Origin of the sequence: Delftia sp. K82, from assembly GCF_002193035.1 — a bacterium.
Classification (GTDB): Bacteria; Pseudomonadota; Gammaproteobacteria; order Burkholderiales; family Burkholderiaceae_C; genus Comamonas; species Comamonas acidovorans.
In genome coordinates this window covers 762,151-786,470 of sequence record NZ_MYFL01000001.1, presented here as the reverse complement: position 1 = coordinate 786,470, position 24,320 = coordinate 762,151, and the positions used below count along the sequence as shown (strand labels likewise).

General features: G+C 66.5%; 26 protein-coding genes. 15 read left to right on the top strand and 11 right to left on the bottom strand.

The window, feature by feature from the left end; genetic code table 11:
• Window positions 1–15: 15 nt before the first annotated feature.
• Window positions 16–1,128 (top strand): outer membrane protein assembly factor BamC, encoded by a 1,113-nt coding sequence (gene bamC / locus KDK82_RS03495; protein ID WP_034396421.1) that lies wholly within the window; start codon window positions 16–18, stop codon window positions 1,126–1,128.
• A gap of 185 nt (window positions 1,129–1,313) precedes the next feature.
• Here the strand turns inward: bamC and KDK82_RS03490 are convergent, their stop codons facing one another.
• The 3 genes from KDK82_RS03490 to KDK82_RS03480 form a co-directional block, all read right to left on the bottom strand.
• Window positions 1,314–1,598, bottom strand: coding sequence for a hypothetical protein (locus KDK82_RS03490; protein ID WP_012206890.1), 285 nt, complete (start codon window positions 1,596–1,598; stop codon window positions 1,314–1,316).
• Window positions 1,599–1,985: 387 nt separating this feature from the next.
• Entirely contained in the window at window positions 1,986–3,116 is a 1,131-nt protein-coding gene (locus tag KDK82_RS03485; protein ID WP_013801115.1) for a cupin domain-containing protein, read from the bottom strand.
• A gap of 103 nt (window positions 3,117–3,219) precedes the next feature.
• Window positions 3,220–4,179 (bottom strand): helix-turn-helix domain-containing protein, encoded by a 960-nt coding sequence (locus tag KDK82_RS03480; RefSeq protein WP_088164027.1) that lies wholly within the window; start codon window positions 4,177–4,179, stop codon window positions 3,220–3,222.
• A gap of 260 nt (window positions 4,180–4,439) precedes the next feature.
• On the opposite strand from KDK82_RS03480, the gene KDK82_RS03475 reads away from it, so the two are divergent.
• Window positions 4,440–5,891: an aldehyde dehydrogenase gene (locus tag KDK82_RS03475; protein ID WP_088164026.1), complete on the top strand. Its 1,452-nt coding sequence runs from the start codon at window positions 4,440–4,442 to the stop codon at window positions 5,889–5,891.
• Window positions 5,892–6,043: 152 nt separating this feature from the next.
• Window positions 6,044–6,565: a peptidylprolyl isomerase gene (locus tag KDK82_RS03470; RefSeq protein ID WP_012206894.1), complete on the top strand. Its 522-nt coding sequence runs from the start codon at window positions 6,044–6,046 to the stop codon at window positions 6,563–6,565.
• Between the two features lie 68 nt (window positions 6,566–6,633).
• On the opposite strand, the gene KDK82_RS03465 is transcribed toward KDK82_RS03470, so the two are convergent.
• Together KDK82_RS03465 and KDK82_RS03460 are read right to left on the bottom strand one after the other, a co-directional pair.
• Window positions 6,634–7,191, bottom strand: coding sequence for a glycine zipper 2TM domain-containing protein (locus tag KDK82_RS03465; protein WP_088164025.1), 558 nt, complete (start codon window positions 7,189–7,191; stop codon window positions 6,634–6,636).
• Between the two features lie 145 nt (window positions 7,192–7,336).
• On the bottom strand, window positions 7,337–7,717 hold the full coding sequence (locus tag KDK82_RS03460; protein ID WP_013801111.1) for a PepSY domain-containing protein: 381 nt from the start codon (window positions 7,715–7,717) through the stop codon (window positions 7,337–7,339).
• Between the two features lie 268 nt (window positions 7,718–7,985).
• Between KDK82_RS03460 and KDK82_RS03455 the strand changes: the two genes are divergently transcribed.
• Genes KDK82_RS03455 through KDK82_RS03445 form a run of 3 tightly spaced genes read left to right on the top strand, consistent with a single transcriptional unit; the run spans window position 7,986 to window position 10,414 of the window.
• A complete protein-coding gene (locus KDK82_RS03455) occupies window positions 7,986–8,291 on the top strand; it encodes a PepSY domain-containing protein (protein ID WP_012206897.1) in 306 nt (101 codons plus the stop codon).
• Window positions 8,292–8,297: 6 nt separating this feature from the next.
• Window positions 8,298–8,969 (top strand): response regulator transcription factor, encoded by a 672-nt coding sequence (locus KDK82_RS03450; RefSeq protein WP_088164024.1) that lies wholly within the window; start codon window positions 8,298–8,300, stop codon window positions 8,967–8,969.
• A complete protein-coding gene (locus tag KDK82_RS03445; RefSeq protein WP_088164023.1) occupies window positions 8,966–10,414 on the top strand; it encodes a sensor histidine kinase in 1,449 nt (482 codons plus the stop codon). Before KDK82_RS03450 ends, KDK82_RS03445 begins: the two co-directional genes overlap by 4 nt.
• Before the next feature lie 46 nt (window positions 10,415–10,460).
• On the opposite strand, the gene KDK82_RS03440 is transcribed toward KDK82_RS03445, so the two are convergent.
• The 4 genes from KDK82_RS03440 to coaBC all read right to left on the bottom strand — a co-directional run bounded on the left by KDK82_RS03440 (window position 10,461) and on the right by coaBC (window position 13,631).
• A complete protein-coding gene (locus KDK82_RS03440; RefSeq protein WP_088164022.1) occupies window positions 10,461–11,285 on the bottom strand; it encodes a hypothetical protein in 825 nt (274 codons plus the stop codon).
• Window positions 11,286–11,348: 63 nt separating this feature from the next.
• A complete protein-coding gene (gene dut, locus KDK82_RS03435; RefSeq protein WP_034396440.1) occupies window positions 11,349–11,798 on the bottom strand; it encodes a dUTP diphosphatase in 450 nt (149 codons plus the stop codon).
• 70 nt (window positions 11,799–11,868) lie between these two features.
• Window positions 11,869–12,390, bottom strand: coding sequence for a hypothetical protein (locus KDK82_RS03430; RefSeq protein ID WP_017404377.1), 522 nt, complete (start codon window positions 12,388–12,390; stop codon window positions 11,869–11,871).
• 17 nt (window positions 12,391–12,407) lie between these two features.
• Window positions 12,408–13,631 (bottom strand): bifunctional phosphopantothenoylcysteine decarboxylase/phosphopantothenate--cysteine ligase CoaBC, encoded by a 1,224-nt coding sequence (coaBC, locus tag KDK82_RS03425; RefSeq protein ID WP_088164021.1) that lies wholly within the window; start codon window positions 13,629–13,631, stop codon window positions 12,408–12,410.
• A gap of 102 nt (window positions 13,632–13,733) precedes the next feature.
• Between coaBC and KDK82_RS03420 the strand changes: the two genes are divergently transcribed.
• From KDK82_RS03420 to KDK82_RS03395, 6 genes are all read left to right on the top strand, one after another.
• Window positions 13,734–15,392, top strand: coding sequence for a CTP synthase (locus KDK82_RS03420; protein WP_012206904.1), 1,659 nt, complete (start codon window positions 13,734–13,736; stop codon window positions 15,390–15,392).
• Window positions 15,393–15,432: 40 nt separating this feature from the next.
• Complete coding sequence (gene kdsA, locus KDK82_RS03415; protein WP_088164020.1) at window positions 15,433–16,290, top strand: 3-deoxy-8-phosphooctulonate synthase; 858 nt, start codon at window positions 15,433–15,435, stop codon at window positions 16,288–16,290.
• A 3-nt stretch (window positions 16,291–16,293) separates the two neighbouring features.
• Complete coding sequence (locus tag KDK82_RS03410; protein WP_012206906.1) at window positions 16,294–16,584, top strand: DUF1330 domain-containing protein; 291 nt, start codon at window positions 16,294–16,296, stop codon at window positions 16,582–16,584.
• 234 nt (window positions 16,585–16,818) lie between these two features.
• Window positions 16,819–18,105 carry a phosphopyruvate hydratase gene (gene eno / locus KDK82_RS03405; protein ID WP_012206907.1) on the top strand — a complete coding sequence of 429 codons (1,287 nt, stop codon included), beginning with the start codon at window positions 16,819–16,821 and terminating at the stop codon, window positions 18,103–18,105.
• A gap of 64 nt (window positions 18,106–18,169) precedes the next feature.
• Window positions 18,170–18,448, top strand: coding sequence for a cell division protein FtsB (gene ftsB / locus KDK82_RS03400; protein ID WP_012206908.1), 279 nt, complete (start codon window positions 18,170–18,172; stop codon window positions 18,446–18,448).
• Between the two features lie 174 nt (window positions 18,449–18,622).
• A complete protein-coding gene (locus tag KDK82_RS03395; RefSeq protein ID WP_034396449.1) occupies window positions 18,623–19,051 on the top strand; it encodes a hypothetical protein in 429 nt (142 codons plus the stop codon).
• A gap of 12 nt (window positions 19,052–19,063) precedes the next feature.
• On the opposite strand, the gene KDK82_RS03390 is transcribed toward KDK82_RS03395, so the two are convergent.
• Both KDK82_RS03390 and KDK82_RS03385 read right to left on the bottom strand, forming a co-directional pair.
• On the bottom strand, window positions 19,064–20,056 hold the full coding sequence (locus KDK82_RS03390) for an Hsp33 family molecular chaperone HslO (protein WP_012206910.1): 993 nt from the start codon (window positions 20,054–20,056) through the stop codon (window positions 19,064–19,066).
• 35 nt (window positions 20,057–20,091) lie between these two features.
• Complete coding sequence (locus KDK82_RS03385; protein ID WP_012206911.1) at window positions 20,092–20,616, bottom strand: gamma carbonic anhydrase family protein; 525 nt, start codon at window positions 20,614–20,616, stop codon at window positions 20,092–20,094.
• A gap of 54 nt (window positions 20,617–20,670) precedes the next feature.
• Here KDK82_RS03385 and KDK82_RS03380 point away from each other — a divergent pair, with 54 nt between their 5' ends.
• The 3 genes from KDK82_RS03380 (at window position 20,671) to KDK82_RS03370 (ending at window position 24,291) form a co-directional block, all read left to right on the top strand.
• Window positions 20,671–21,477: a ferritin-like domain-containing protein gene (locus KDK82_RS03380; RefSeq protein ID WP_088164019.1), complete on the top strand. Its 807-nt coding sequence runs from the start codon at window positions 20,671–20,673 to the stop codon at window positions 21,475–21,477.
• Window positions 21,478–21,665: 188 nt separating this feature from the next.
• The gene (locus KDK82_RS03375; RefSeq protein ID WP_034396453.1) at window positions 21,666–22,943 is read left to right on the top strand and encodes an EAL and HDOD domain-containing protein; all 1,278 of its coding nucleotides are present in this window, start codon (window positions 21,666–21,668) and stop codon (window positions 22,941–22,943) included.
• Between the two features lie 58 nt (window positions 22,944–23,001).
• Window positions 23,002–24,291 (top strand): EAL and HDOD domain-containing protein, encoded by a 1,290-nt coding sequence (locus tag KDK82_RS03370; RefSeq protein WP_012206914.1) that lies wholly within the window; start codon window positions 23,002–23,004, stop codon window positions 24,289–24,291.
• Window positions 24,292–24,320: the final 29 nt, after the last annotated feature.

Sequence of the window (24,320 nt, the reverse complement as noted above, 5' to 3'; positions counted from 1 at the left end):
ACCAAGGATATTCGCGTGAAACAGCCCATTGCACGTCTGAGCCTGCTGAGCCTGGCCATCGGCCTGACAGCCTGCACGACCACGTTCCAAGAGAGCAAGATCGACTACAAGAGCGCCGGCAAGCAGCAGGCGCCCACCCTGGAAGTCCCCCCGGATCTGACCCAGCTGTCCACGGATTCCCGCTATGCCGTGCCCGGTGGCGTGGTCTCCGCCGCAGCCATGGAAGCCAACTCCAAGGCGCAAAAGCCCAGCGAAGGCCGCACGGCCACCGTTGCAATGGGCGATGTGCGCATCGAGCGCAACGGCGAACAGCGCTGGCTGGTAATCAAGCGCCCGGCTGACCAGCTGTGGGAGCCCGTGCGCGACTTCTGGCTGGAAAACGGCTTCATCTTCACCACCGAAGACCGCCAGCTGGGCATCATCGAGACCGACTGGGCCGAGAACCGCGCCAAGATCCCGCAGGACGTGATCCGCAAGACGCTGGGCAAGGTCTTCGACGGCCTGTACTCCACCAGCGAGCGCGACCGCTTCCGCACACGCCTGGAGCGCTCGGCCGACGGCTCCACCGAGGTCTACATCACGCACCGCGGCATGCAGGAGGTCTACACCAGCGCCCAGAAGGACCAGACCATCTGGCAGCCGCGCCCCTCGGATCCGGAACTGGAAACCGAATTCCTGCGCCGCCTGATGGTCAAGCTCGGCGTGAGCCAGGAGCAGGCCGATGCCGTGGCCAAGGCCAACACCACCACGGCAGCCGCCACCGGCAGCGTGCGCATGGAATCCGCCAACGGACAGCCCGTGCTGCAGATCGACGAAGGCTTTGACCGCGCATGGCGCCGTGTCGGCGTGGCCCTGGACCGCACGGGCTTCACCGTGGAGGACCGTGACCGCAGCCGCGGCATCTACTTCGTGCGCTATGTCGCGCCTGACGCCAAGGTCGAGCCCAAGGGCTTCTTCAGCAAGCTGTTCAGCCGCTCGCCCGATGCGGCCGCGCCGGTCAAGTACCAGATCCAGGTGCGCAGCGAAGGCGACAAGTCCACCGTCACCGTGCTCAACACCCAGGGCCAGCCCGAGACATCGGCCAATGCCCAGCGCATCGTGCGCGTCATCACCGACGACATGAAGTAAGCAAGCCTCTTTTCGGGCCTTGGGGCGGCAGCGTCCGCCCTTGGCTTGCAGCCACCGCGCAGTCATTTGCCGGTGGCTTTTTTACTGGACCAAAGCAAAGCGAAGACGAAAAAAAAACCGCAGCCCGAAGGATGCGGTTTTTTTCGCGGCAGAGGCCGAAACCTCTGCCATCGGCGAGGGCCGAATTACTGCTTGGTGGCTTCCTTGGCGGCAGCGTCGGCAGCAGCCTTGGCGGCGTCTGCAGCGGCAGCGTCAGCAGCGGGAGCAGGTGCTGCAGCGTCAGCGGCAGGCGCTGCGGGAGCAGCAGCGTCGGCGGCGGGAGCAGCAGGAGCTTCTGCGGGAGCGGGAGCTGCCGGTGCGGGAGCTTCAACGGCGGGTGCGGGAGCGGGGGCCGGAGCCTCTTCCTTCTTGCCGCAAGCGGCCAGAGCTGCAGCAGCGATCACGGTAGCCAGGATCAGAGAGTTCTTCATCACAGTTTCCTAGAGAGTAGGTAAGAAGACAGTACACAGGAGGGGCCCCGCCACTTGCGCCACCGGATGCGGGCAACCGGTACGCGGCGGCCAGGCCACGTCAAACACATTCATTCGACTTGGAGCGAATTATAGGGAGATTTTTTCGAGGCTGACTGAAACTGACAACCTCTGAACAATTCCGCACAAATCCTCTTGCCAAGTCCGAATGGGGCAGCGAGAAGCTGCCTTGGCGTCCACTGTGTAACAAAACCAGGTTGCTGTCAATTTACTGACGAACCCAAGACAATTCTTTACAAATCTATCGGGGTTCGCCATGAATCAGCAGAACGCTGTCAACGGTGAATGCCCGAACTTAGCATGACTGCGTCACAGCGTCTACCCGGTTCAGGACAGCGGCCCGCCTCGCACCCAGCCGGCGTCAAACCAGGAGGACAGCAGCTCCAGCGCGTCATCGCTGGCCTTGGCCAGATCGGCGCGTGACAGGGCGCGCGTATCGGCCAGCTTGCGCATCAGGGTGGCATCGCGGCCACCGGCCAGATAGCTTTCGCCGTTGATGAAGATGTGTTTTGCGTCATACATCATGCGCGTGCGGCGGTCGAGGACCACGCTCTCGAACATGCCGTGTTCCTCGCCATGCTCGAACCAGACATTGGCCTTGGGCTCGGTCATGTACTCGCCCAGCGCGCGCTCCAGCGCCAGCGGCTCGGCCAGCGCGCGCTCCAGCGCCTTGCGCGCGAAGTCGTGCAGGCTCGACGGAATCTCGCCCGGGGCCTCTACGGCGGGCTGGTCGGGATCGCGGTAGACCATGGGCGCTTCGGGTTCATCGGGCTCGTCGGACATGCGCAGCAGCAGCTCGCGGGCCAGTTCGTCGCGCGCGGGCGAGCGAAAGCCGATGGAGTAGGTCATGCACTCGCCCTCGGCGATGCCGTCATGGGCCCACTTGGGCGGCAGGTAGAGCATGTCGCCGGGCTCGAGCACGAACTCCTCCTCGGGCTCGAAATTCGAGAGCACCTTCAGCGGCACATCGGGCTGCAGCGAAAGGTCCTTCTGGCGGCCGATGCGCCAGCGCCGGCGGCCATGCGCCTGCAGCAGGAAGACGTCGTAGCTGTCGAAATGCGGGCCCACGCCGCCCTGGTCGGTGGCAAAGCTGATCATCAGATCGTCCAGCCGCGCCTCGGGCACGAAGCGGAACTGCTGCATCAGCTGGTGCACGCCGTCGTCGTGCAGATCCACGCCCTGCACGAGCACGGTCCATCCGGGCTTTTGCAGCGAGGGCAGGCTGCGGCGCGACAGCGGGCCGTGGCTGAGCTTCCAGTGGCCACCGTCCTGCTGCTGGATCAGGCGCGATTCCACACCGTCCTCGCCTGCCATGGCCAGCAGCCTGGCGCGGGGAATCAGGGGCTTGAAGCCCGGGATTGCCTGGCGCACCAGCAAGGGCTTCTTGTGCCAGTGGCGGCGCATGAATTGGGAAGCGGTAAGCCCGCCCAGCAGGGCAAGCGGTGTGTTGGTGTCCATGAAATGGTCCGAAGTGAGCGAAGAGACAGGGCGGCATTGTCCTATGCGGGCATTGCCCTGTCCTGGCGCCAGCGCAAGCTGCCCCGCAATGGCTTCGTGGCAGTCAGCCGGCCGGCTTGCGCATGGCCCTGAAATCCGAGGGCGACAGACCCGTATAGATCTTGAAAGCGCGGCTGAAATGCGCGGTGCTGCCAAAGCCGCAATCCATGGCGACCTCGGTGATGGTGCGCTGCGCCTGGGCGGGCTGCAGCAGCTCGCGCATGCACAGCTCCAGGCGGCTGTGCTGTATGAAGGCGCCCAGGCTGGTCTGGCTGTCCGCGAAGGCGTTGTGCAGGTGGCGCTTGCTGCAGTTGAGCGCGGCGGCCACGGACTCCACCGACAGGCCCGGGTCGCGCAGATGGGCCGCCACATGGGCGCGGATGCGGTCCTGCAGCGCCAGTTGCTGCGTGCCTGCCGTGCCCTGCCCGGCCAGTTCCTGCAGCGACAGATGGACCATGTCCACCAGCAGCTCGCCCGCGCGGCGCGCCAGATGCGGCGCCATGCCGGGCAACTCCTGGTAGGTGCTGCGCATGGTTTCCAGCGCGATGCGGGCAATGCCCGAGCTGCCGCCCACATTGCGCCCCATCAGCCCTTCCAGCCGGATGCCCCGTTCCACGATGGCCTGGCGCGGCAGCATCACGATGAGGTGTTCAGACCATTCGGGGTTGGTGACCTCGTACTCCTGCGCCGTGTCATAGATCACCCAGCTGCCCTTGCGCACGCTGGCCTCGCGGTTGTGCTGGCGCACGCTGGCCACGCCCTCCCAGGGCGCGACGATCTTCAGATAGGGGGACTCATGGGCGCGCAGGCCCTGCATGCTGCGCATGACGCGGTGGCGGCCCGCCTCCAGCCGGGTCAGCACCACATCGCCGGCATTGGCCACGCGCACATGGCCTTCGAACAGGCGATCGCCATAGACATCGGTATCCAGGCCCGCAAACAGGCTCGACATCCAGGCGTGCCAAGCCGACGCCGTCTCGCCGGGCGGCAGTCCGTCGGTGCTCAACACCATGGCATCGGTCATGTGCGGTCTCTCCTGCTCGCCGCACGGGTGAAGGATCTGTGTGCGGCCATGAACGTGATTATGGGAAAGTGCAGGCCCATCGCGCCCCTTGGCTTTCCCCGCGGACAGCCAGGACAAGGGTAAACCCCGGAGCCTGTGCACGATCCGTCATGCGCTTTGTGCGCGCAGCGGGCTGCCTGCGCCATCGCCTGCTTCTACGATGACCGGCACGCCCGGCAGCGCCAACGCCCAGGCCACAACCGCATACCAAGGAGACAGTCATGATCGAACAAACCATGCTCATCGCAGGCCAGGCCGCACAGGCCGGCAATGGCGCCACCTTCGAGCGCCGCAATCCGCTGGACGGATCGGTGGCCACGCGCGCCCCGGCCGCCACCCCCGAAGATGCCGTGCGCGCCGTCGAGGCCGCACAAAAGGCCTTCCCCGCCTGGGCCGCGCTGGGTCCGACCGAGCGCCGCCAGATGCTAATGAAGGCATCGCAGGCGCTGGAGGCCAAGACCGAGGCCTTTGCCGCCGCCATGGCCGCCGAGACCGGCGCCTCGGGCATCTGGGCCGGCTTCAACGTGCACCTGGCTGCCAACATGTTCCTGGAGGCCGCATCGCTGACCACCCAGATCAACGGCCAGATCATTCCCTCTGACGTGCCCGGCAGCCTGGCCATGGCCGTGCGCCAGCCCGCCGGCGTGGTGCTGGGCATTGCGCCCTGGAATGCACCCGTCATCCTGGCCGTGCGCGCCATTGCGACGCCGCTGGCCTGCGGCAACACCGTGGTGCTCAAGGGCTCGGAGCTGTGCCCCGCCACGCACGGCCTGATCATTGAGGCCCTGCAGGAAGGCGGCCTGCCGCCCGGCGTGGTCAACTTCGTGACCAATGCGCCCGAAGATGCGGGCGCCGTGGTCGAAGCCATGGTGGCCCACCCGGCCGTGCGCCGCGTGAACTTCACCGGCTCCACGCGCGTGGGCCGCATCCTCGGCCAGACCTGCGCCAAGTACCTCAAGCCCGCCATCCTGGAGCTGGGCGGCAAGGCGCCCTTCGTGGTGCTGGACGATGCCGACATCGACGCCGCCGTGGCCGGCTGCACCTTCGGTGCCTTCGCCAACTCCGGCCAGATCTGCATGTCCACCGAGCGCATCATCGTGGACGAGTCCGTGGCCGGCGATTTCCTGGACAAGCTGGTGGCCCGTGCCACCTCGCTGCCGCTGGGCGATCCGCGCAAGGGCCCCGTGGTGCTGGGCTCGGTGGTGGACATGGCCACCGTGGAGCGTGCCAACCGCCTGATCGACGACGCGCTGGCCAAGGGCGCAAAACTGCTGTGCGGCGGCAAGGCCACCAACACCCTGATGGCCGCCACGCTGATCGACGGCGTCACGCCCGAGATGGACATCTTCCGCGAGGAAACCTTCGCCCCCGTCAAGGCCATCGTGCGTGTGCGCGGCGAGGAGCAGGCCATTGCCATGGCCAATGACAACGAATTCGGCCTGTCCTCGTCCGTCTACACCCGCGACACTGCACGCGGCTGGCGCGTGGCCGCGCGCATTGAGGCCGGCATCTGCCACGTCAACGGCCCCACCGTGCATGACGAGGCCCAGATGCCCTTTGGCGGCGTGAAAAACTCGGGCTACGGCCACTTCGGCGGCCAGGCAGGCATCGATGCCTTCACCGAAACGCGCTGGATCACCATGCAGACCGCTCCCCGCCACTATCCGTTCTGATCGGCAGGACTCGCCGCCCGGCCTGCGCAGCAGCCGGGCAGCCGTGGGAAAATCGCGCCAACGCGGCCGCCGGCACGCCTTCGTCAAACACGGGCGCGCGCGGCGGTCTTTCTTTTTCCCCACCGCGGCATGGGCCGCACAAGCTGCACACCATGGAAATCACAGAACAATGCGTGGTCGCTCTGACCTGGACCCTCAAGGACACCCTGGGCGAGGAACTGGACGTGCTCGATGAGCCCGTGGAGTTCCTGGTCGGCGGCGACGATCTGCTCAAACGCATCGAGGAAGCCCTGCAGGGCCACGGCCAGGGCAAGACCCTGGACCTGCACCTGGAGCCCGAGGAAGCCTTTGGCGACTACAACGAAAGCCTGATCTTCCTGGAGCCGCGCGCCCTGTTCCCGGCCGAGCTGGAGGAAGGCATGAGCTTCGAGGCCAGCGCCCTGCCAAAGGGCTGCAGCGCCGTGCAGCCCGACCTGCTCTACACCGTCACGGAAATCTATCCCGAGCATGTGGTGCTGGACGGCAACCACCCGCTGGCCGGCATTGCGCTGCGCCTGCACCTGAAGGTCGAAGGCGTGCGCGAGGCCACCGAGGAGGAAATCGGCCGCGGCTCGGCCGGCACCGGCTTCTTCCGCATCCAGCCCATGGCGCCGGGCAACGACACGCTACACTGAAATTGCCGCGCTGAAATGGCAAAAGGGCTCCCTGCGGGGAGCCCTTTTGCATGGAGCGAGCCTGGTACTCAGCGAATCAGCTGGTTGTTGTCCACGCGCACGCTCTCGCCTATGCGCAGCTGCGGATTGTTCTGGTAGTCGAACACGCGCGTGCTGCCGTCGTTCAACTGCACGGTGACGCGGTAGACATCGCGCAGGTCGCCAGGGCCGGTGTTCTTCTCGATGGCATTGCCCGCCATGGCACCGCCCACCACGCCCGCAATGGTGGCGATGTCGCGCCCACTGCCCTTGCCCACCTGGCGGCCCAGCACCCCGCCGACCACGCCGCCCACCACGGCCCCGGCGCCTATGCCCGAGCCGCCAATGCCGCTGGGCTGCTGGATCTGCACCAGTTGCACATTGGTCACGCGCCCCTGCTGCGCATAGCCACCGCCGCCCGGGTAGGCCGTGCCGGGCTGGCCGCCGTTGGGATAGCCACCGCTGGGGTAGCCGCTGGTCGGATAGCCCCCGGCAGGGTAGCCGCCACCCGGGTATCCACCCTGCTGGGGGTAGCCTGCGCAGGCGCTGAGCATCAGCGCGGCAATGCAGCCGGCGCCCATGGCGCTCAAGCGATGAATGGAAGGCATGAGAATCTCCTGTGTACTGTCCGTGGATCGATCAAGGGCAGCCACCGTACCGGCCAGCGACTGCATACCGCTTCAACGTCCCAGGCCGCATGCCTGCCGACCGGACAGAACACTTGCTGACAAAAATCAGCCTGCCCGCCCTGCCTCAATTGCGTGCGCGGATGCTGAGCACGTTGCCGTTGTTGCCATCGACGTAGAGCTTCACAGGGCGGCCATCGCCGGTCTGGCCCTTGACCTGGTAGAGGCCGTCCTCCCACTCGATCTCGCGCAGGTCGCGGTAGCCCAGGACTTCCATGCGCTCGAAGATTTCGCGGATGCTCAGGCCCGGCCCCTGGAAGGCGCCGCGCACGGAGGCCACCGTGGTGGCCACGGCCTCGCCGGCCTGTACGGTCACGGATGGCCCGCCCGTGGCGGCGGCCTGGGCCTGCACCTGGGCGACCAGCCCGGCAGTGGCGATCAGAACAATGCCCAGGCCCGTCAGGCCATGGCGTGCAGCGCGGGAAATCAGTTGTCGGATGGAAGGCATAAGGTTCTCCTTGGCATGTGAAGGTCGGCGACTGGGTCGGCGACTGGGCCGGCGATTGGGTCGGCGATTGGGCTGGCGATGCATCTGAAAAGGCCGCATCTGCCGGCTGCTGCGCCTTCGTTTCCGGTGGATTGCGACGGCGTGCAGCCATTGTTCGATGCAGGCCATGAACGCAAGCTGAAGCAGCCGTTCATCCGAGGTTCATCCACGCTGGGCTATAAAGTTTTCCATGCCCACTCCATCCTTCTCCATTCCTCGCAGGTCCTGGATGCTGCTGGCCGCACTGCTGCTGATGGCGGCGGCCCTGGCCTCCTGGACCACGCCCTCGGACGCCGGCGACAGCGACCATGAACTCGCACGCCAGGCCCTGCAGCAAGGCCGCGTGCTGCCGCTGCGCACCGTGCTCGACCAGGTCGAGCGCGACTACCAGGGCCAGGTCATCAAGGTCGAGTTCGAGCATGACGACGGCCGCTTCATCTACGAGATCCGGCTGCTGCAATCGGGCGGCCGCGTGGCCAAGCTCAAGATCGATGCACGCGATGGCAAGGTGCTGAGCTTCAAGCGCAAGGACTAGACGCAGATGCGAATCCTCGTGGTGGAAGACGAGCCCACGCTCTGCGGGCAACTGGTACAGGCCTTGCAGCAGGCAGGCCATACGGTGGAGACGGCCGCGGACGGCGCAACGGCCCAGTACCTGGGCGAGGTCGAGGAATTCGACGCCGCCGTGCTGGACCTGGGCCTGCCCGTGCGCGACGGGCTCACCGTGCTGCGCGCCTGGCGTGCGCAGGGCCGGGTCATGCCGGTGATGATCCTCACGGCGCGCGGCGCCTGGCATGAGAAGGTGGCCGGCATGGATGCCGGCGCCGACGACTATCTGGCCAAGCCCTTCCACATGGAAGAGCTGATGGCCCGCCTGCGCGCCCTGCTGCGCCGGCTCAGCCCGCACGCCAGCGCCCAGTGGCAATGCGGCTCCATCGTGCTGGACTCGCGCCATGCCCGCGTGAGCGTCGCCGGCCAGCCGCTGACGCTCACCAGCCATGAATTCAAGGTGCTGGCCCTGCTGATGCAGCGCGTGGGGCAGGTGATATCGCGCACCGAACTGTCAGAACACATCTACCCGCAGGACAGCGACCGCGACTCCAACACCATCGAGGTCTTCGTCGGCCGCCTGCGCAAGAAGCTGCCGGCCGGCAGCATAGAGACCGTGCGCGGCCTGGGCTACCGACTGGTGGAAGGCGCGCCCGCTGCATGAACGCGCCACAGGAAAGACAGGTATCCCGGCTTGGCGATTCGCTGCGCCTGCGCCTGCTGGCCGGCACGCTGGCCTGGGTGCTGGCGGCCGTGCTGCTGGCCGGCTGGGGGCTGCGCGGCCTGTTCCGCGACCACATCGCGCAGCAGTTGCAGGCGCAGCTGGTGCTGCAGCTCGACCAGCTCAGCGCAGCCGTCAACAGCCTGCCCGGCGGGCGCATCGAGGTCGGGCTGGCCGTGGGCGACCCGCGCCTGGCGCAGCCGCTGTCAGGCCTGTACTGGCAGATCGACCAGGTGAGCGATGGCGCGGGTCCGCCCGAGAAGGCCGGCTTGCTGCGCTCTCGTTCGCTGTGGGACCAGACGCTGGACTGGCACCAGTTCCGTGCCGACGCCGGTCGCCCGGATGAGCACCACGAGGACACGGCGCTGAACACCGGCATGCTGCCCGATGGCCAGGGCCACCAGCTCGTGGCCGTGGCACGCCCCCTGCAATTGCCCGAAGCCGACGCGCCGCCGCTGCGCCTGATCGTTGCGGCCGACAGCGCCCTGCTGGCCGAGCCCATGCAGCGCTTCACCACCATGCTGATCGCCGCACTGGGCACGCTGGCGGCAGGGCTGGTGCTGGCCGTGGTGCTGCAGCTGCGCCTGGCGCTGCGGCCGCTGCAGTTGCTGCGCAAGGGCCTGTCCGACGTGCGCAAGGGGGCAACGCCGCGCCTCGAAGGCCGGTTTCCGCAGGAACTGCGCCCCCTGGTGCAGGAATTCAACCATGTGCTGGATGTGAACGCCGACATGGTGCAGCGCGCGCGCACGCAGGCCGGCAACCTGGCCCATGCGGTGAACACGCCGCTGTCCATCCTCGGCAATGCCGCCGCGCAGGAAGGCGGGGCGCTGGCCGAACTGGTCCGAGAGCAGGTCGCCAGCGCCAGCCGCCAGGTGGACCACCATCTGGCACGCGCCCGCGCTGCGGCCCGCCAGGCCACAGGCCTGCGCACGCCGCTGGAGCCGCCGCTGGCCTCGCTGGTGCGCACCATGGAGCGGCTGCACGCCGGCCGCGGCATCCGCTTCGCGCTGAAGGGCGATGCGCAGCCTTGGGACTTTCTGGGCGATGGCCAGGACCTCATGGAAATCCTGGGCAACCTGCTGGACAACGCCGGCAAATGGGCAGCCCAGGCCGTGAGCCTGGAAGTCCAGGGCCTGGAGCACGATCAGGCCGGCGGCCCCTTGCAGCTGACGGTGGACGATGACGGCCCCGGCATCGAAGACGCCGACCTTGGGCGCATCTTCGAGCGCGGCGAGCGCCTGGACGAACGCAGGCCCGGCGCAGGCCTGGGCCTGGATATCGTGCGTGACCTGGTGCAGACCTATGGCGGCAGCATCGCGGCCAGCCGCTCGCCGCTGGGCGGACTGCGCATGCAGCTGCGCCTGCCAGGGGCAAAAAGACAGGCGTGACGGCAGGAGCCGCGCAGCAGCGGCTCTGTGCCCTCTCAGGGGCCTTTCAATGCCCTCTCAGCGCGCGCAGCACCTGCACCAGGGTGTCTGCCTGAGGGAACAGCCAGTCGGCCAGCGCGCCAAGCGCCACGGCGGCCACCAGTGCGCCCAGCACCGGCTTCCAGCTCAGGCGCAGCGCGGCCAGCAGCCAGCCCTCGCGCTCCACCACGTAGAGCGTGCGCGCCATCAGCAGCGCAAAGGCCACCTCCACCGCCACGGCCAGGAACAGGTCGGCCCCAAAGACCAGCCACAGCAGCGACCCTGCCCCCGTGACCGCGACCAGCAGCGCCGCAAACACCAGCAGCACGGGGACCAGGACGACGGCGCCGTCGTCCAGCCCATCGATGCCCGGCAGATCAAAGCCCTTCGATGCGGAAGACGCAGCCTCGGACAGCGCGCCGCCGTCATCCCAGCTGCCGCTGGAGCCACCGCCGCCATACGAGCCGCCCTGCCCGCTGTCGAATCCGCCAGTCTCCGGCGTGCGGGCCGGTGAAGAACCACTGCCGCCGGGCGTCACATCGGGAACATCGGACACATCCCAGTCGCGGCGCAGCATGCACTCGGCCCACAGGCGCAGCAGCAGCAGGTACAGCAGATAGCCGCAGGCCAGGGCCACGCCATAGCGCAGCGCCATGCTGTGCATGCCCGCGTGCAGCAGGCCCAGGCTCAACAGCGACATGCCGGCCAGGCTTAACCCACCCGTCAGTGCCGCATGCAGGCGCAGCCAGTGGCGCTGCTGCAGGCGGCGGCGCATGCGGTCTTCCTGCGTCAGCATCACGCGCGTCCATGATGCAGATGGGCAGTGGCGCGTGCGCCGGGATGGCCTGGCCATGCGGATTCCTCCCTGGAGCGATGCCCGGGCAGCGCGGCTGCGGGCGTTTTCTGGCTGAGCGCCTTATTGCTTGCCTGTAGAGCCGTAGCCGCCCGCGCCGCGCTCGGAAGCCGACTCGAACTCCTCGACCACATTGAAGCTGGGCTGCACCACGGGCACGATGATCAGCTGGGCCAGGCGGTCCATGGGCTGCAGCGTGAAGGCCGTGGTCGAGCGGTTCCAGGCGCTGACCATGAGCTGGCCCTGGTAGTCGCTGTCGATCAGTCCGACCAGGTTGCCCAGCACGATGCCGTGCTTGTGACCCATGCCCGAGCGCGGCAGGATCATGGCCGCGTAGCCGGGGTCCTTGAGGTACATGGCCATGCCCGTGGGCACCAGTTGCCATTGGCCGGGCTCCAGCGTCAGCGGCGCATCGATGCAGGCGCGCAGGTCCAGTCCCGCGCTTCCCGGCGTGGCGTAGGCGGGCATGTTCTCGCGCAGGCGCGCGTCAAGGATCTTGATATCAACGTTCATGGAAACAATCTGGGGAGCGCCTCACGGCAGGCTCTCTTGAAAAGCAAAGCGCGCATTGTGCCCCGCGCCGTCACCCGGACGACTTGAGCCCGCTGCGAAAGCCTTTGACGATGGCATTGATGATGGTGAGCAGCAGGATGAAGGGGCCGATGCCCGGAATCACCACGGCCAGGATCAGGCCGATCACGATACCCAGCAACTGGCCCGGACCTATCTTGAAGACCGTCTTCTTGACGGCCTTGGCGGCGGAGGACGCCTGGGCTTGCTGTGCCCGCGCCGCCTGCCGGCCGCGATCGGCCCTGCCACCATTCCTGTCGCCTGCAGACGGCTGGCGTCCCGGCAAGGCGGGCACCGAAGCCTGCTGCGCGGCGATGCGCGCCTTCTCGGCCGCAGCCTGCACCTGCTCGCGCACGCGCTCGACCACGGACTGGGACTGCGCGCCCGGCGTGGCCACCGCATCGGTGAAATCGCTGCGTCCCTGCGCCATCCAGCCGTGGGCCGCAGAGCGGTACAGGGGGCTGGCGCGCAGCAGCTCATCCACATAGCGCACATAGTCGCCGTGGCGGGGGCCTTCGTAGGTGTTCTGTGACATGCGGGCCTTCGGTTGTGTCAACGGACGGGTGGCAGGCGCCGGGCGATCTCGGCCACCAGCTGGCGCGCCAGCAGGGACTTGGAGGCGTGCGGCAGCTCCATGGTGCCGGACTCGTCGATCAGCAGCAGGGCATTGTCATCCCGCCCAAAGGTTGCGGGACCGATATTGCCCACCAGCAGCGGCACCTGCTTGCGCAGGCGCTTGGCGCTGGCGTGCTGCAGCAGGTCATGGCTTTCGGCGGCGAAGCCCACGCAGTACAGCCGGCCGCTGCGTGCGGGCTCGGACTGCGCGGCGGCCGCCAGGATGTCGGGGTTCTCGACGAAGGTCAGCGTGGGGGTCTGGCCCGAGCCGTCCTTCTTGATCTTCTGGTCTGACGCCGTGGCCGGGCGCCAGTCGGCCACGGCCGCCGTGGCGATGAACACGCCGGCTTGCGGCAATTGCTGGTGCACGGCATCAAACATCTGCTGCGCCGATTGCACGTCGATGCGCTGCACGCCGCGCGGCGTGCGCAGGTGCACGGGCCCGGCCACCAGGGTCACCTGGGCGCCCGCCTCGCGTGCGGCACGCGCAATGGCAAAGCCCATCTTTCCGCTGGAATGGTTGGTGATGCCGCGCACGGGGTCGATGGCCTCGAAGGTCGGGCCCGCCGTGACCAGCACCTGGCGGCCCTGCAGCAGCTTGGGCGTGAAGAAGGCAGCCAGCTCCTCCATGATTTCCTCGGGCTCCAGCATGCGGCCGTCGCCCACCTCGCCACAGGCCTGGTCGCCCGTTCCCACGCCCAGCACCAGCGCACCGTCGGCCGCCACCTGCGCCAGGTTGCGCTGCGTGGCCGGGTGCGCCCACATCTCGCGGTTCATGGCAGGCGCCAGCAACAGGGGCACGCGGTCCATGGGGCGCGCCAGGCACATCAGGCTCAGCAGCTCGTCGGAGCGGCCCTGCACCAGGCGTGCGATGAAGTCGGCGCTGCAAGGCGCGATCAGCATGGCATCGGCCTCGCGACTGAGGTTGATGTGGGGCATGTTGTTGGGCTCGCGCGCGTCCCACTGCGAACCATAGACCGGACGGCCCGACAGCGCCTGCATGGTCACCGGCGTGATGAACTGCTCTGCCGCCTCGGTCATCACCACCTGCACGGTGGCCCCGGCCTGCACCAGCAGGCGCACCAGCTGGGCAGATTTGTAACAAGCCACGCCTCCGGAGAGGCCGAGCACCAGATGTTTACCTGCGAACACTTCAGTCATGGCGCGCAATTTAGCAGAGCCGGAGCATCCGAGCAGCCCCGCGCGGCGCGGCGAATTCGGCGGCGCATCTATAATCCTGCTTTACCACCACCAATAAAAGACATGACCAAATTTGTCTTCGTCACAGGCGGTGTGGTGTCTTCCCTGGGCAAGGGAATCGCCTCAGCCTCCCTTGCTGCGATCCTCGAATCGCGCGGCCTCAAAGTCACCCTCATCAAGCTGGATCCCTACATCAACGTGGACCCGGGCACCATGTCGCCCTTCCAGCACGGTGAAGTGTTCGTGACCGATGATGGCGCCGAGACCGATCTGGACCTTGGCCACTACGAGCGTTTCATCGAAACGCGCATGAAGCAGTCCAACAACTTCACCACCGGCCGCATCTACCAGAGCGTTCTGGAAAAGGAGCGCCGCGGCGACTACCTGGGCAAGACCGTGCAGGTGATCCCGCACGTGACCAACGAAATCCAGGAGTACATCAAGCGCGGCGCCGGCCTGGGCACGCCTGACGCTGTCGATGTCGCCATCTGCGAAGTCGGCGGCACGGTGGGCGATATCGAGTCCCTGCCCTTCCTCGAAGCCGTTCGCCAGCTGGCCCTCAAGCAAGGCCCCAACAACACGGCCTTCGTCCACCTGACCTACCTGCCCTGGATTGCCACGGCCGGCGAGCTCAAGACCAAGCCCACGCAGCACACCGTGCAGAAGCTGCGCGAGATCGGCATCCAGCCCGACGCCCTGCTGTGCCGCGCGCAGCACCAGGTGCCGGAAGAGGAGAAGGAAAAGATCTCGCTGTTCACCAACGTTCCCGAGTGGGGCGTGATCTCCATGTGGGACGTGGACACCATCTACAAGGTGCCCCGCATGCTGCACGAGCAGGGCCTGGACGGCCTGATCTGCGACAAGCTGCGTCTGAACACGCCGCCCACCAACCTCAAGCGCTGGGACGACCTGGTCCACGAGACCGAGCACCCGCAGGGCGAGGTCAAGATCGCCATGGTCGGCAAGTACGTCGAGCTGTCGGACGCCTACAAGTCCGTCAACGAGGCGCTCAAGCACGCCGGCATGCAAAGCCATGTGGCAGTGAAGATCACCCACGTCGATTCCGAGACCATCAGCGACGCCAATGCGCGCGACAAGCTCTCGCAGTACGACGCCATCCTCGTGCCCGGCGGCTTCGGCTCGCGCGGCGTGGAAGGCAAGATCTCCACGGCCCGCTACGCCCGCGAGAACAAGGTGCCCTACCTGGGCATCTGCCTGGGCATGCAGGTGGCCACCATCGAATACGCCCGCCACGTGGCCGGCCTCGAAGGCGCCAACTCCACCGAGTTCGACCCCAAGTCCGCCAACCCCGTGATCGCCCTGATCACCGAGTGGAAGGATGCCGACGGCACGGTCAAGACCCGCGACGAGAACTCCGACCTGGGCGGCACCATGCGCCTGGGAGCCCAGTCCTCCGATGTGCAGGCCGGCACGCTGGCCCACAGCATCTACGGTGATGTGGTCACCGAGCGCCACCGCCACCGCTACGAAGCCAACGTCCAGTATCTGGACCAGTTGCGCGAAGCGGGCCTGGTGATCTCGGCGCTGACGCAGCGCGAGCAGCTGACCGAGATCGTCGAGCTGCCCAAGGAAGTTCACCCCTGGTACATCGGCGTGCAGTTCCACCCCGAGTTCAAGTCCACGCCGTGGAGCGGCCACCCGCTGTTCAATGCCTTCGTGAAGGCTGCGATCGAACGCCAGAAGGCGCCGCGCAAGCCCTGATCCCGCACCGCCGCCCACCATTTCCCAAGGAATCCCCACCATGAACCTCTGCGGCTTCGATGTCGGCCTCGACCGGCGCTTCTTTCTCATTGCAGGCCCCTGCGTCGTCGAGTCCGAACAGCTGCAGATGGACGTGGCGGGGCATCTCAAGGAAATCACGGCGGCCCTGGGCATCCACTTCATCTTCAAGAGCAGCTACGACAAGGCCAACCGCAGCTCGGGCGCCAGCTTTCGCGGCCCGGGCATGGACAAGGGCCTGGAGATCCTGGCCAAGGTGAAGAAGGACCTGCAGGTCCCCATCCTGACCGACGTGCACACCGAGGCCGAAATCCCGGCCGTGTCCCAGGTCGTGGACGTGCTCCAGACGCCGGCCTTCCTGTGCCGCCAGACCGACTTCATCCGCGCCGTCGCCCAGTCGGGCCGGCCGGTGAACATCAAGAAGGGCCAGTTCCTGGCCCCGCATGACATGAAGAATGTCATCGACAAGGCCCGCGCGGCTGCAAGGGAAGCCGGCCTGCCCGAGGACAGCTTCATGGCCTGCGAGCGCGGCGCCAGCTTCGGCTACAACAACCTGGTCTCGGACATGCGCAGCCTGTCCATCATGCGCGAGACCGGCGCGCCCGTCGTCTTCGACGCCACGCACAGCGTGCAGCTGCCCGGCGGCAACGGCACCAGCAGCGGCGGCATGCGCGAGATGGTGCCCGTGCTCTCGCGCGCGGCCGTGGCCGTGGGCGTGGCGGGCCTGTTCATGGAAACCCATCCCAATCCTCCCTGCGCTCTCAGCGACGGCCCCAACGCGGTGCCGCTCAAGCACATGAAGGCACTGCTCGAAACCCTGGTCGCGCTCGACGACGTGACCAAGAAGAACGGCTTCCTCGAAAACGACTTTGGAGTCTGACCCATGGCCAGCGGCTACATCATTGCGTCCGTCACCGTCACCAAGCCCGAGCAGTACGAGGAATACCGCAAGTGGAGCACCGAGGCCATGCGCGTGCATGGCGCCGAAGTCTGCGTGCGCGGCGGCAAGGTCGAAGTGCTCGAAGGCGACTGGAACCCCGGCCGCACCGTGATCCTCAAGTTCCCCAGCTTCGAGGCCGCCCGGGCCTTCTACGACACGCCCGAGTACCTGCGTGCCCGCGAGGCGCGTGAAGGCGCATCCATCATGCGCATGGTCTGCGTGGAAGGCGTCTGACGGCCAGCCACCCCGGCTAGTCAAGAGCGCAGCGCATACAAAGCCATACAACCAATTTGTGCACAATAGCCGCCGCCCGATCGCAGATACTGCGCCGCGGAGCACGGCTGTGCCCGGTGGCACGGCAGCCAGCCACGCCATCGACCACCCATACCGCTTGCCCGGCAAGCACCAGGGCGCAACCTCACCGGAACCCGCCTGCACACCGATTTCAAAAACCGCAAAGGAAATGCCATGAGTGCAATCGTTGACATCGTAGGCCGCGAAGTGCTGGACAGCCGCGGCAACCCCACCGTCGAGTGCGACGTGCTGCTGGAATCGGGCGTGATGGGCCGCGCCGCCGTGCCTTCGGGCGCGTCCACCGGCTCGCGCGAAGCCATCGAACTGCGTGACGGCGACAAGAGCCGCTACCTGGGCAAGGGCGTGCTCAAGGCCGTCGAGCACATCAACACCGAAATCTCCGAAGCCGTGTTGGGCCTGGACGCCTCCGAGCAGGCCTTCCTGGACAAGACCCTGATCGACCTGGACGGCACCGACAACAAGGGCCGCCTGGGCGCCAACGCCATGCTGGCCGTCTCCATGGCCGTGGCCCGCGCCGCTGCCGAAGAAGCCGGCCTGCCGCTGTACCGCTACCTGGGCGGCATGGGCGGCATGCAGCTGCCCGTGCCGATGATGAACGTCATCAACGGCGGCGCACACGCCAACAACAGCCTGGACCTGCAGGAATTCATGATCATCCCCGTGGGCGCGCCGTCGTTCCGCGAAGCCGTGCGCTGGGGCGCCGAAGTCTTCCACGCGCTCAAGAAGATCATCCACGACAAGGGCATGAGCACGGCCGTGGGCGACGAAGGCGGTTTTGCGCCTTCCGTGGAAAACCACGAAGCCGCCATCCAGCTGATCCTGCAGGCCATCGAAAACGCAGGCTACAAGGCCGGCGAACAGATCGCCCTGGGCCTGGACTGCGCCGCCAGCGAGTTCTACAAGGACGGCATGTACGTGCTGGCCGGTGAAGGCAACCTGACGCTGACCGCCACCCAGTGGACCGACATGCTGGCCGGCTGGTGCGACAAGTACCCCATCATCTCCATCGAGGACGGCATGGCCGAAGGCGACTGGGATGGCTGGAAGATCCTGACCGACCGCCTGGCCGCCAAGGTCCAGCTGGTGGGCGACGACCTGTTCGTCACCAACACCAAGATCCTGAAGGAAGGCATCGACAAGAAGATCGCCAACTCCATCCTGATCAAGATCAACCAGATCGGCACGCTGACCGAAACCTTCGCCGCCATCGAAATGGCCAAGCGCGCAGGCTACACGGCCGTGATCTCGCACCGCTCGGGTGAAACCGAGGATTCGACGATTGCCGACATCTCGGTGGGCACCAATGCCGGCCAGATCAAGACCGGCTCGCTGAGCCGTTCGGACCGCATCGCCAAGTACAACCAGCTGCTGCGCATCGAGGAAGACCTGGGTGACATCGCCCACTACCCCGGCCGCGAGGCTTTCTACAACCTGCGCTGAAAAGCGTTAGGCTTGCAAGCCATCCGGCCTGCAAGCCTTTTTCCTTTCCGCAACATCTGCTGCCATGGTCAACCGCGTCGTCCCCCTTGTCCTGCTCGCCCTGCTCGCCGCCGTGCACGCGCAGTTGTGGCTGGGCCATGGCAGCGTGGCCTACGTCAAGGAACTGCAGCAGCAGATCCACGACCAGAACGTGGCCAATGCCCTGGAAAAGGCCGAGAACGACCGCCTGGCCTCCGAGGTCAACGACCTCAAGGACGGCCTGGCCATGGTCGAGGAAAAGGCCCGCAGCGAGCTGGGCATGGTCAAGCCCAACGAGATCTTCGTGCAGATCGTGCGGCGCTGAAGGTTGGGATTTTTTGCACCAAGGCCGGCTTCATGCCGGCCTTGTGCTTTTGCAACAAGGCGCCTGCGCCCCTTACCGGGCCCGCGCTCAAGCCGAGACAGGTACTTGGACACAGACCACTTGCTCCCGCCCCCGGTGATTCTTCTGGGATCGCCGCCCGCGCTCGCGCTTTCCATGGCCCATGCATTGCGCCAGGCCTGGCGGCACCACGGAGCATCTCCTGCTGACTGGCAATGCCTGGCGGCCGAGCCGGGGCAGTCTCTGCCGGAACATGGGGCTGTCTACCTGCTGGGACTGGATTGGAGAGCCTCCGTCACCGAGCACGAAGGGGTGAGCAATGGCCCTGCCGCACAGCTCCAGCATTGGCGTGACCAATTGCAAAGCCAGTCACGCGACTACGTGGTGCTCTACGGCAATACCGCCCGGCAATGGCAACAGCTGGCCGAGTCGCTCAGGCTCAAGGCTCCGCAAATGGACTGGTCCTGGCTGCCCGCAAGCCCCGCGCAACGCAGCGCACGCCTTCGCCCCTACGGCTGCGAGCAATGCAGCGACCCGGACTGCGAGCGGCGATTGTTCGACGCGCTGCGCAGCGGGCGAGACTGACTTCGAGCGTATTTACTGGACGTTCGTCGAGGTCGGCGGCTGCTTGCCGGCCTCGGTGAACAGCTGGGCGGCATCGATGGGATCGAACTCGTACTGCTTGCCGCAGAAGTCGCAGCCCACCTCGATATTGCCGCGCTCCTCCAGGATGCTGTCCACCTCTTCAATGCCCAGCGAGACCAGCATGGCGCCCACGCGCTCACGGCTGCAGGTGCAGGCAAAGCGCGGGCGCTCTTCATCCTGTTGAGGGACGAAGCGCATCAGCTTTTCTTCCCAGAACAGGCGTCGCAGGATGGTTTCCACATCCAGCGTGAGCAGTTCGTCGCGCGTCAGGCTGGCGGCCAGCGTGGCGATGCGGTTGTAGTCCTCGTTCAGGCCGATGGCGTCCTGGCCCGATTGCTCGCTTTCGGTGGCGGAGGCCAGGTTGGCCTCACCCTTGACCGGCATGCGCTGGATCAGCAGGCCGGCAGCCAACTGGTCATTGGCGGCCAGCACCAGCACGGTGTCCAGCTGCTCGGACTGCAGCATGTAGTGCTGCAGTGCATCGGACACCTTGGAGAATCTGCGGCCTTGCGCATCCTGCAGCGGCACCACGCCCTGGTAGGGCTGCTGGCCCGGCTGGCGTCCCTTGGGGTCCAGCGTGATGGCGCAACGACCACCACCGTTCACATTGAGCAATTGCTCCAGCGTGGCGCCTTCGGGCGCCTCCCCGATCAGGGTGGCGGTGGCGCGCAGGCCGAAGTCGGACTGCACCTCGGCCACGGCCAGCTTGACCGGGCCGTCGCCCATGACCTGGAAGACCAGGGCGCCGTTGAACTTGATGTTGGACTGCATGAGCACGCCGGCAGCCGCCATTTCGCCCAGCAGTTCGCGCACGGCAGCGGGGTAGGCGCCGGTCTCGCCGTTGCCCGCGCGGCGTTGCAGGATTTCCTGCCAGGCGTCGGTGAGGCGGACGATGGAGCCGCGCACGGGCAGGCCTTCGAAGATGAATTTATGCAGTTCAGACACGCTGATGGATTCCGTAAAAAAGTGCCGGGCCTCGCTCAGCCCAGCTTGCGCAACCCGGTCTTGAACCGGCGCGCATTATCGACATAGTGTTGGGCGCTGCGGCGCAAGCCTTCGATCTGCTCGGGCGTCAATTGGCGCACGGCCTTGGCCGGGCTGCCGATGATCATCGAGCCATCGGGAAACTCCTTGCCCTCGGTGATGAGGGCACCTGCGCCGACCAGGCAGTTCCTGCCGATCTTCGCGCCGTTGAGCACCACGGCACCGATGCCGATCAGCGACTCGTCGCCGATGGTGCAGCCATGCAGCATGACTTGGTGGCCCACGGTCACATGGCGCCCCACGACCAGCGGCTTGCCCAGGTCGGCATGCAGCACGCTGGCGTCCTGGATGTTGCTTCCCTCGCCGATGGAGATGCTCTCGCAGTCGCCGCGCAGCACGGCGCCGAACCAGATGCTGGCGTCTTCGGCCAGCTGCACATTGCCCATCACCTCGGCGCTGTCGGCCACCCAGGCCGATGCTGCCACTTCAGGGGCCACTCCATCCAGTTCATAAATCGCCATGGGTCTTTGTCTCCGTCAATTATTGGTGATGGCAGGAAACCTAGAATTGTAGGGATGGAGTTACGTCACCGCGCCCTTGAGGTTTTGTGCCTCCCGGACCCCGAAGAAAAGGCCGCCGCCGCGTTGGACATGTATGCACGGCAGGCGCTTTATTCAATAGCAGCGCAGGCACCGGCCCTGTCCGATCCCGCACCGGACCTGCCCGGCCGCCCGCTGCGGCCCGAGCTGCGCCACCACACCGCCGTTGCAAGGCGCTCGCCGGCCACGCCCGAGGGCCGGGCCGTGCTGATCCACGCCATTGCCCACATCGAGTTCAACGCCATCAATCTGGCGCTGGATGCCGTCTGGCGCTTTGACGGCATGCCGCAGCAGTACTACCTGGACTGGCTGCAGGTGGCCGCCGAGGAGGCCAAGCACTTTCGCCTGCTGCGCGAGCATCTGCGCGCGCACCTGGGCCACGACTATGGCGACTTCCCGGCCCACCAGGGCCTGTGGACCATGTGCGAGAAAACCGCGCATGACGTGGTGGCCCGCATGGCCCTTGTGCCACGCACGCTGGAGGCACGGGGCCTGGACGCCACGCCCCAGATCCAGAACAAGCTGCGCAACACGCGCGCGCCGGATGCGCTTGCGGCCGTGGACATCCTCGACATCATCCTGCGCGAGGAAGTGGGCCACGTGGCCATAGGCAACCACTGGTACCGCTGGCTGTGCGCACGGGAAGGCCTGGAGCCGGAGGCGCACTACCAGCACCTGACGCAGCGCTACGAGGCACCGCGCCTGCGCCCGCCCTTCAACGAGCGCGCGCGCCGCGCTGCAGGCTTCACCGATACCGAACTGGCCTGGCTGCAGCAGGTCTGAAGAAAGACTGCCACAGCCGCGCGGACAGGCCCGTCCCGTCCGCATGGCCGCACAATGGTTTACAAACTAGGATGGGTCCGACTCCGCAATCGGACTTGTCCCAGCAGACACTGCCTGTCGGCATATTTATTCAGAACATTCCTACAATCAGATCTGCTGCTTACCGTGCCTCTTCGACCGAACACTCCATGACCGAATTGCCTGTCCATCTCTTCAACGATGCCCCTGCGGCCAGCCCCGCGTCCACAGACCGGGGAATGATCGCGCGCCAGGCCATCGTCAACGGGGTGCAGCAGATCATCGGCTACGAGCTTTTCAACCGTTCGCGCGCCTACCCGGACCACACGGCGGCCTCGGACGTGTCCCTGGTGTTCACGGCCCTGTCGCATGCCGGCGAGGAGGACCTGGTCGGCACCAAGTTGATGTTCGTCAACTGCACGCATGAAAGCCTGGCCGGCGGGCATCTGGAGCTGCTCAACCCCGACAAGGTGGTGCTGGAGATCCCGCCGCTGGGCCTGGCCGCACAGCAAGAGGTGCAGGCCCGCCTGCCCATCCTCAGCAATCTGCGCGCGCGCGGCTTCAACCTGGCCTTCAATCACACGGTGCTGGAGTCCGCCTATGCGGCCTGGCTGCCCCTGGCCGACTACATCAAGTTCGACCTGTCCGTGCTGGCCCCCGATCAACTGGCCGTGCTGGTCAACTTCGCCGGTCGCCACACGCGCGCCGAGCTGATCGCCGAGAAGGTGGAAAGCGCCCAGCAGCATGAGCAGGTGGGGCGCCTGGGCATACAGCTGTTCCAGGGCTTCTGGTTCGCGCGGCCCACGGTGGTGCGCACCAAGCTGCTGTCGCCCTCGCAGCAAAGCATCGTCCAGCTGCTGAATCTGGTGCGCCAGCAGGCCAGCACCGATGCCATCGAGGATGTGCTCAAGAAGGATGCGGGCTTGGCCTTCAACCTGATGCGCCTGATCAATTCCGTGGGTTTTGGCGTGCAACGCGAGATCACCTCCTTCCGCCAGGCCGTGATGCTCATGGGCCTCAAGAAGCTGTTCCGCTGGGCGGCCATGCTGCTGACCGCATCGCGCAACGGCGGGCCGCCGCCGGCCATAGGCCAGACCGCCGTGATCCGCGGGCGGCTGATGGAGCTGCTGGCCCAGGAATCGCTGAGCGAGGAAGACTCCGACCAGGCCTTCGTCGTCGGCATCTTCTCGCTGCTGGGCAGCATGCTGGACCTGCCGCAGGACGTGGCCATGAGCCTGATCCCCGTGCCCGATGCCGTCTCCGCCGCCGTGCTGCGCCACGAAGGCGTGCTGGGCGAGCTGCTGATCCTGGCCCAGGCCTGCGAAGCCAGCGACGACGCAGCCTTCAACCGCAGCGCAGACGCACTGCGCCTGAGCAGCCAGCAGATCAACTGGGCCCATCTGCAGGCCCTGGCCTGGACCGATCAACTGGCAGACAGCTCGCTATAGTCATGAGCTATCGCACGCAACTCAACGCCGCCGCTCCTTCATCTTTCTCAGCTTCCAAATGACTACCAACGACAACTCCTCCGCTCCGCCACCACCCCTGCCAGAAGGAGTGGAGGACGGACAGGTGGCCGTCATTGCGCGCCAAGCCATCGTCAACGAGGCGCGCGATGTCTTCGGCTATGAACTCTTCGATCGCTCCACAGCCCAGCATGCGCACACGGCGGCCTCCGATGCCGCCCTGCTGTTCAACGCACTGTCGTATGCGGGAGCCGAGGCGCTGGTGGGCAAGAAGACGGTCTTCATCAACTGCACGCATGACAGCCTGGCCGGCGGCCACCTGGAACTGATCCACCCCGACAAGGTGGTGCTGGAAGTGACCACGCTGGGCGAGAACGCCACCACAGCCGATATCGAAGAGCGCCTGCCCACCTTCCAGGCCCTGCGCCAGCGCGGTTTCCGCCTGGCCTTCAACCAGCACCTGCTGCGCCGCGCCTATGCCAGCTGGCTGCCTGCGGCCGCATTCATCAAGCTGGACATGCAGACCTTTGCGCTGGCCGATGCCGAGACCCTGGTGAATTTCGCGCGCGCCCATACCAATGCCCAGATCGTGGCCGAAAAGGTCGAGACCTCCGAGCAGTTCGAGCGCATGCGCGACCTGGGCGTGCGGCTGTTCCAGGGCTTCTGGTTCGCCCAGCCGCAACTCGTGCAGGCACGCACCATCCGCCCCACGCAGGCCACCATCATCCAGCTGATCAACCTGGTGCGCCAGCAGGCCAGCACGGACGAGATCGAAGCCCTGCTCAAGAAGGACCCCACGCTGTCCTTCAACCTGCTGCGCTTCATCAACTCCTCGGGCTTCGGCCTGTCCTGCGAGATCACCTCGTTCCGCCATGCGGTGATGATCCTGGGCCTCAAGAAGCTGTTCCGCTGGGCCGCGCTGCTGCTGACCACCTCGCGCGCGGGCGGCACGCCGCCGGCCGTGGGCCAGACCGCCGTGGTGCGCGGACGCCTGATGGAGCTGCTGACGGCCGAGCTGCTCTCGCCCGAGGAATGCGACAACGCCTTCGTGGTGGGCGTGTTCTCGCTGCTGGACGTGATGCTGGGCCAGCCCATGGAAAAGGCGCTGGAATCCATCGCCCTGCCCCAGCCCGTGATCGATGCGCTGGTGCACAACAAGGGCGTGTTCGCGCCCTTCCTGGAGCTGACGCGCGCCTGCGAAAGCGGCGACGACGAAGGCTTTGCGCGCGCCGCCAACGCCTTGCAGCTGTCCAACCACCAGGTCAACTGGGCGCACCTGCAGGCCCTGGCCTGGGCCGACAACCTCACGGCGGACGACGCCACGGTCTGAACGGGTCAGCCACCATGGCAAAGGGCTTG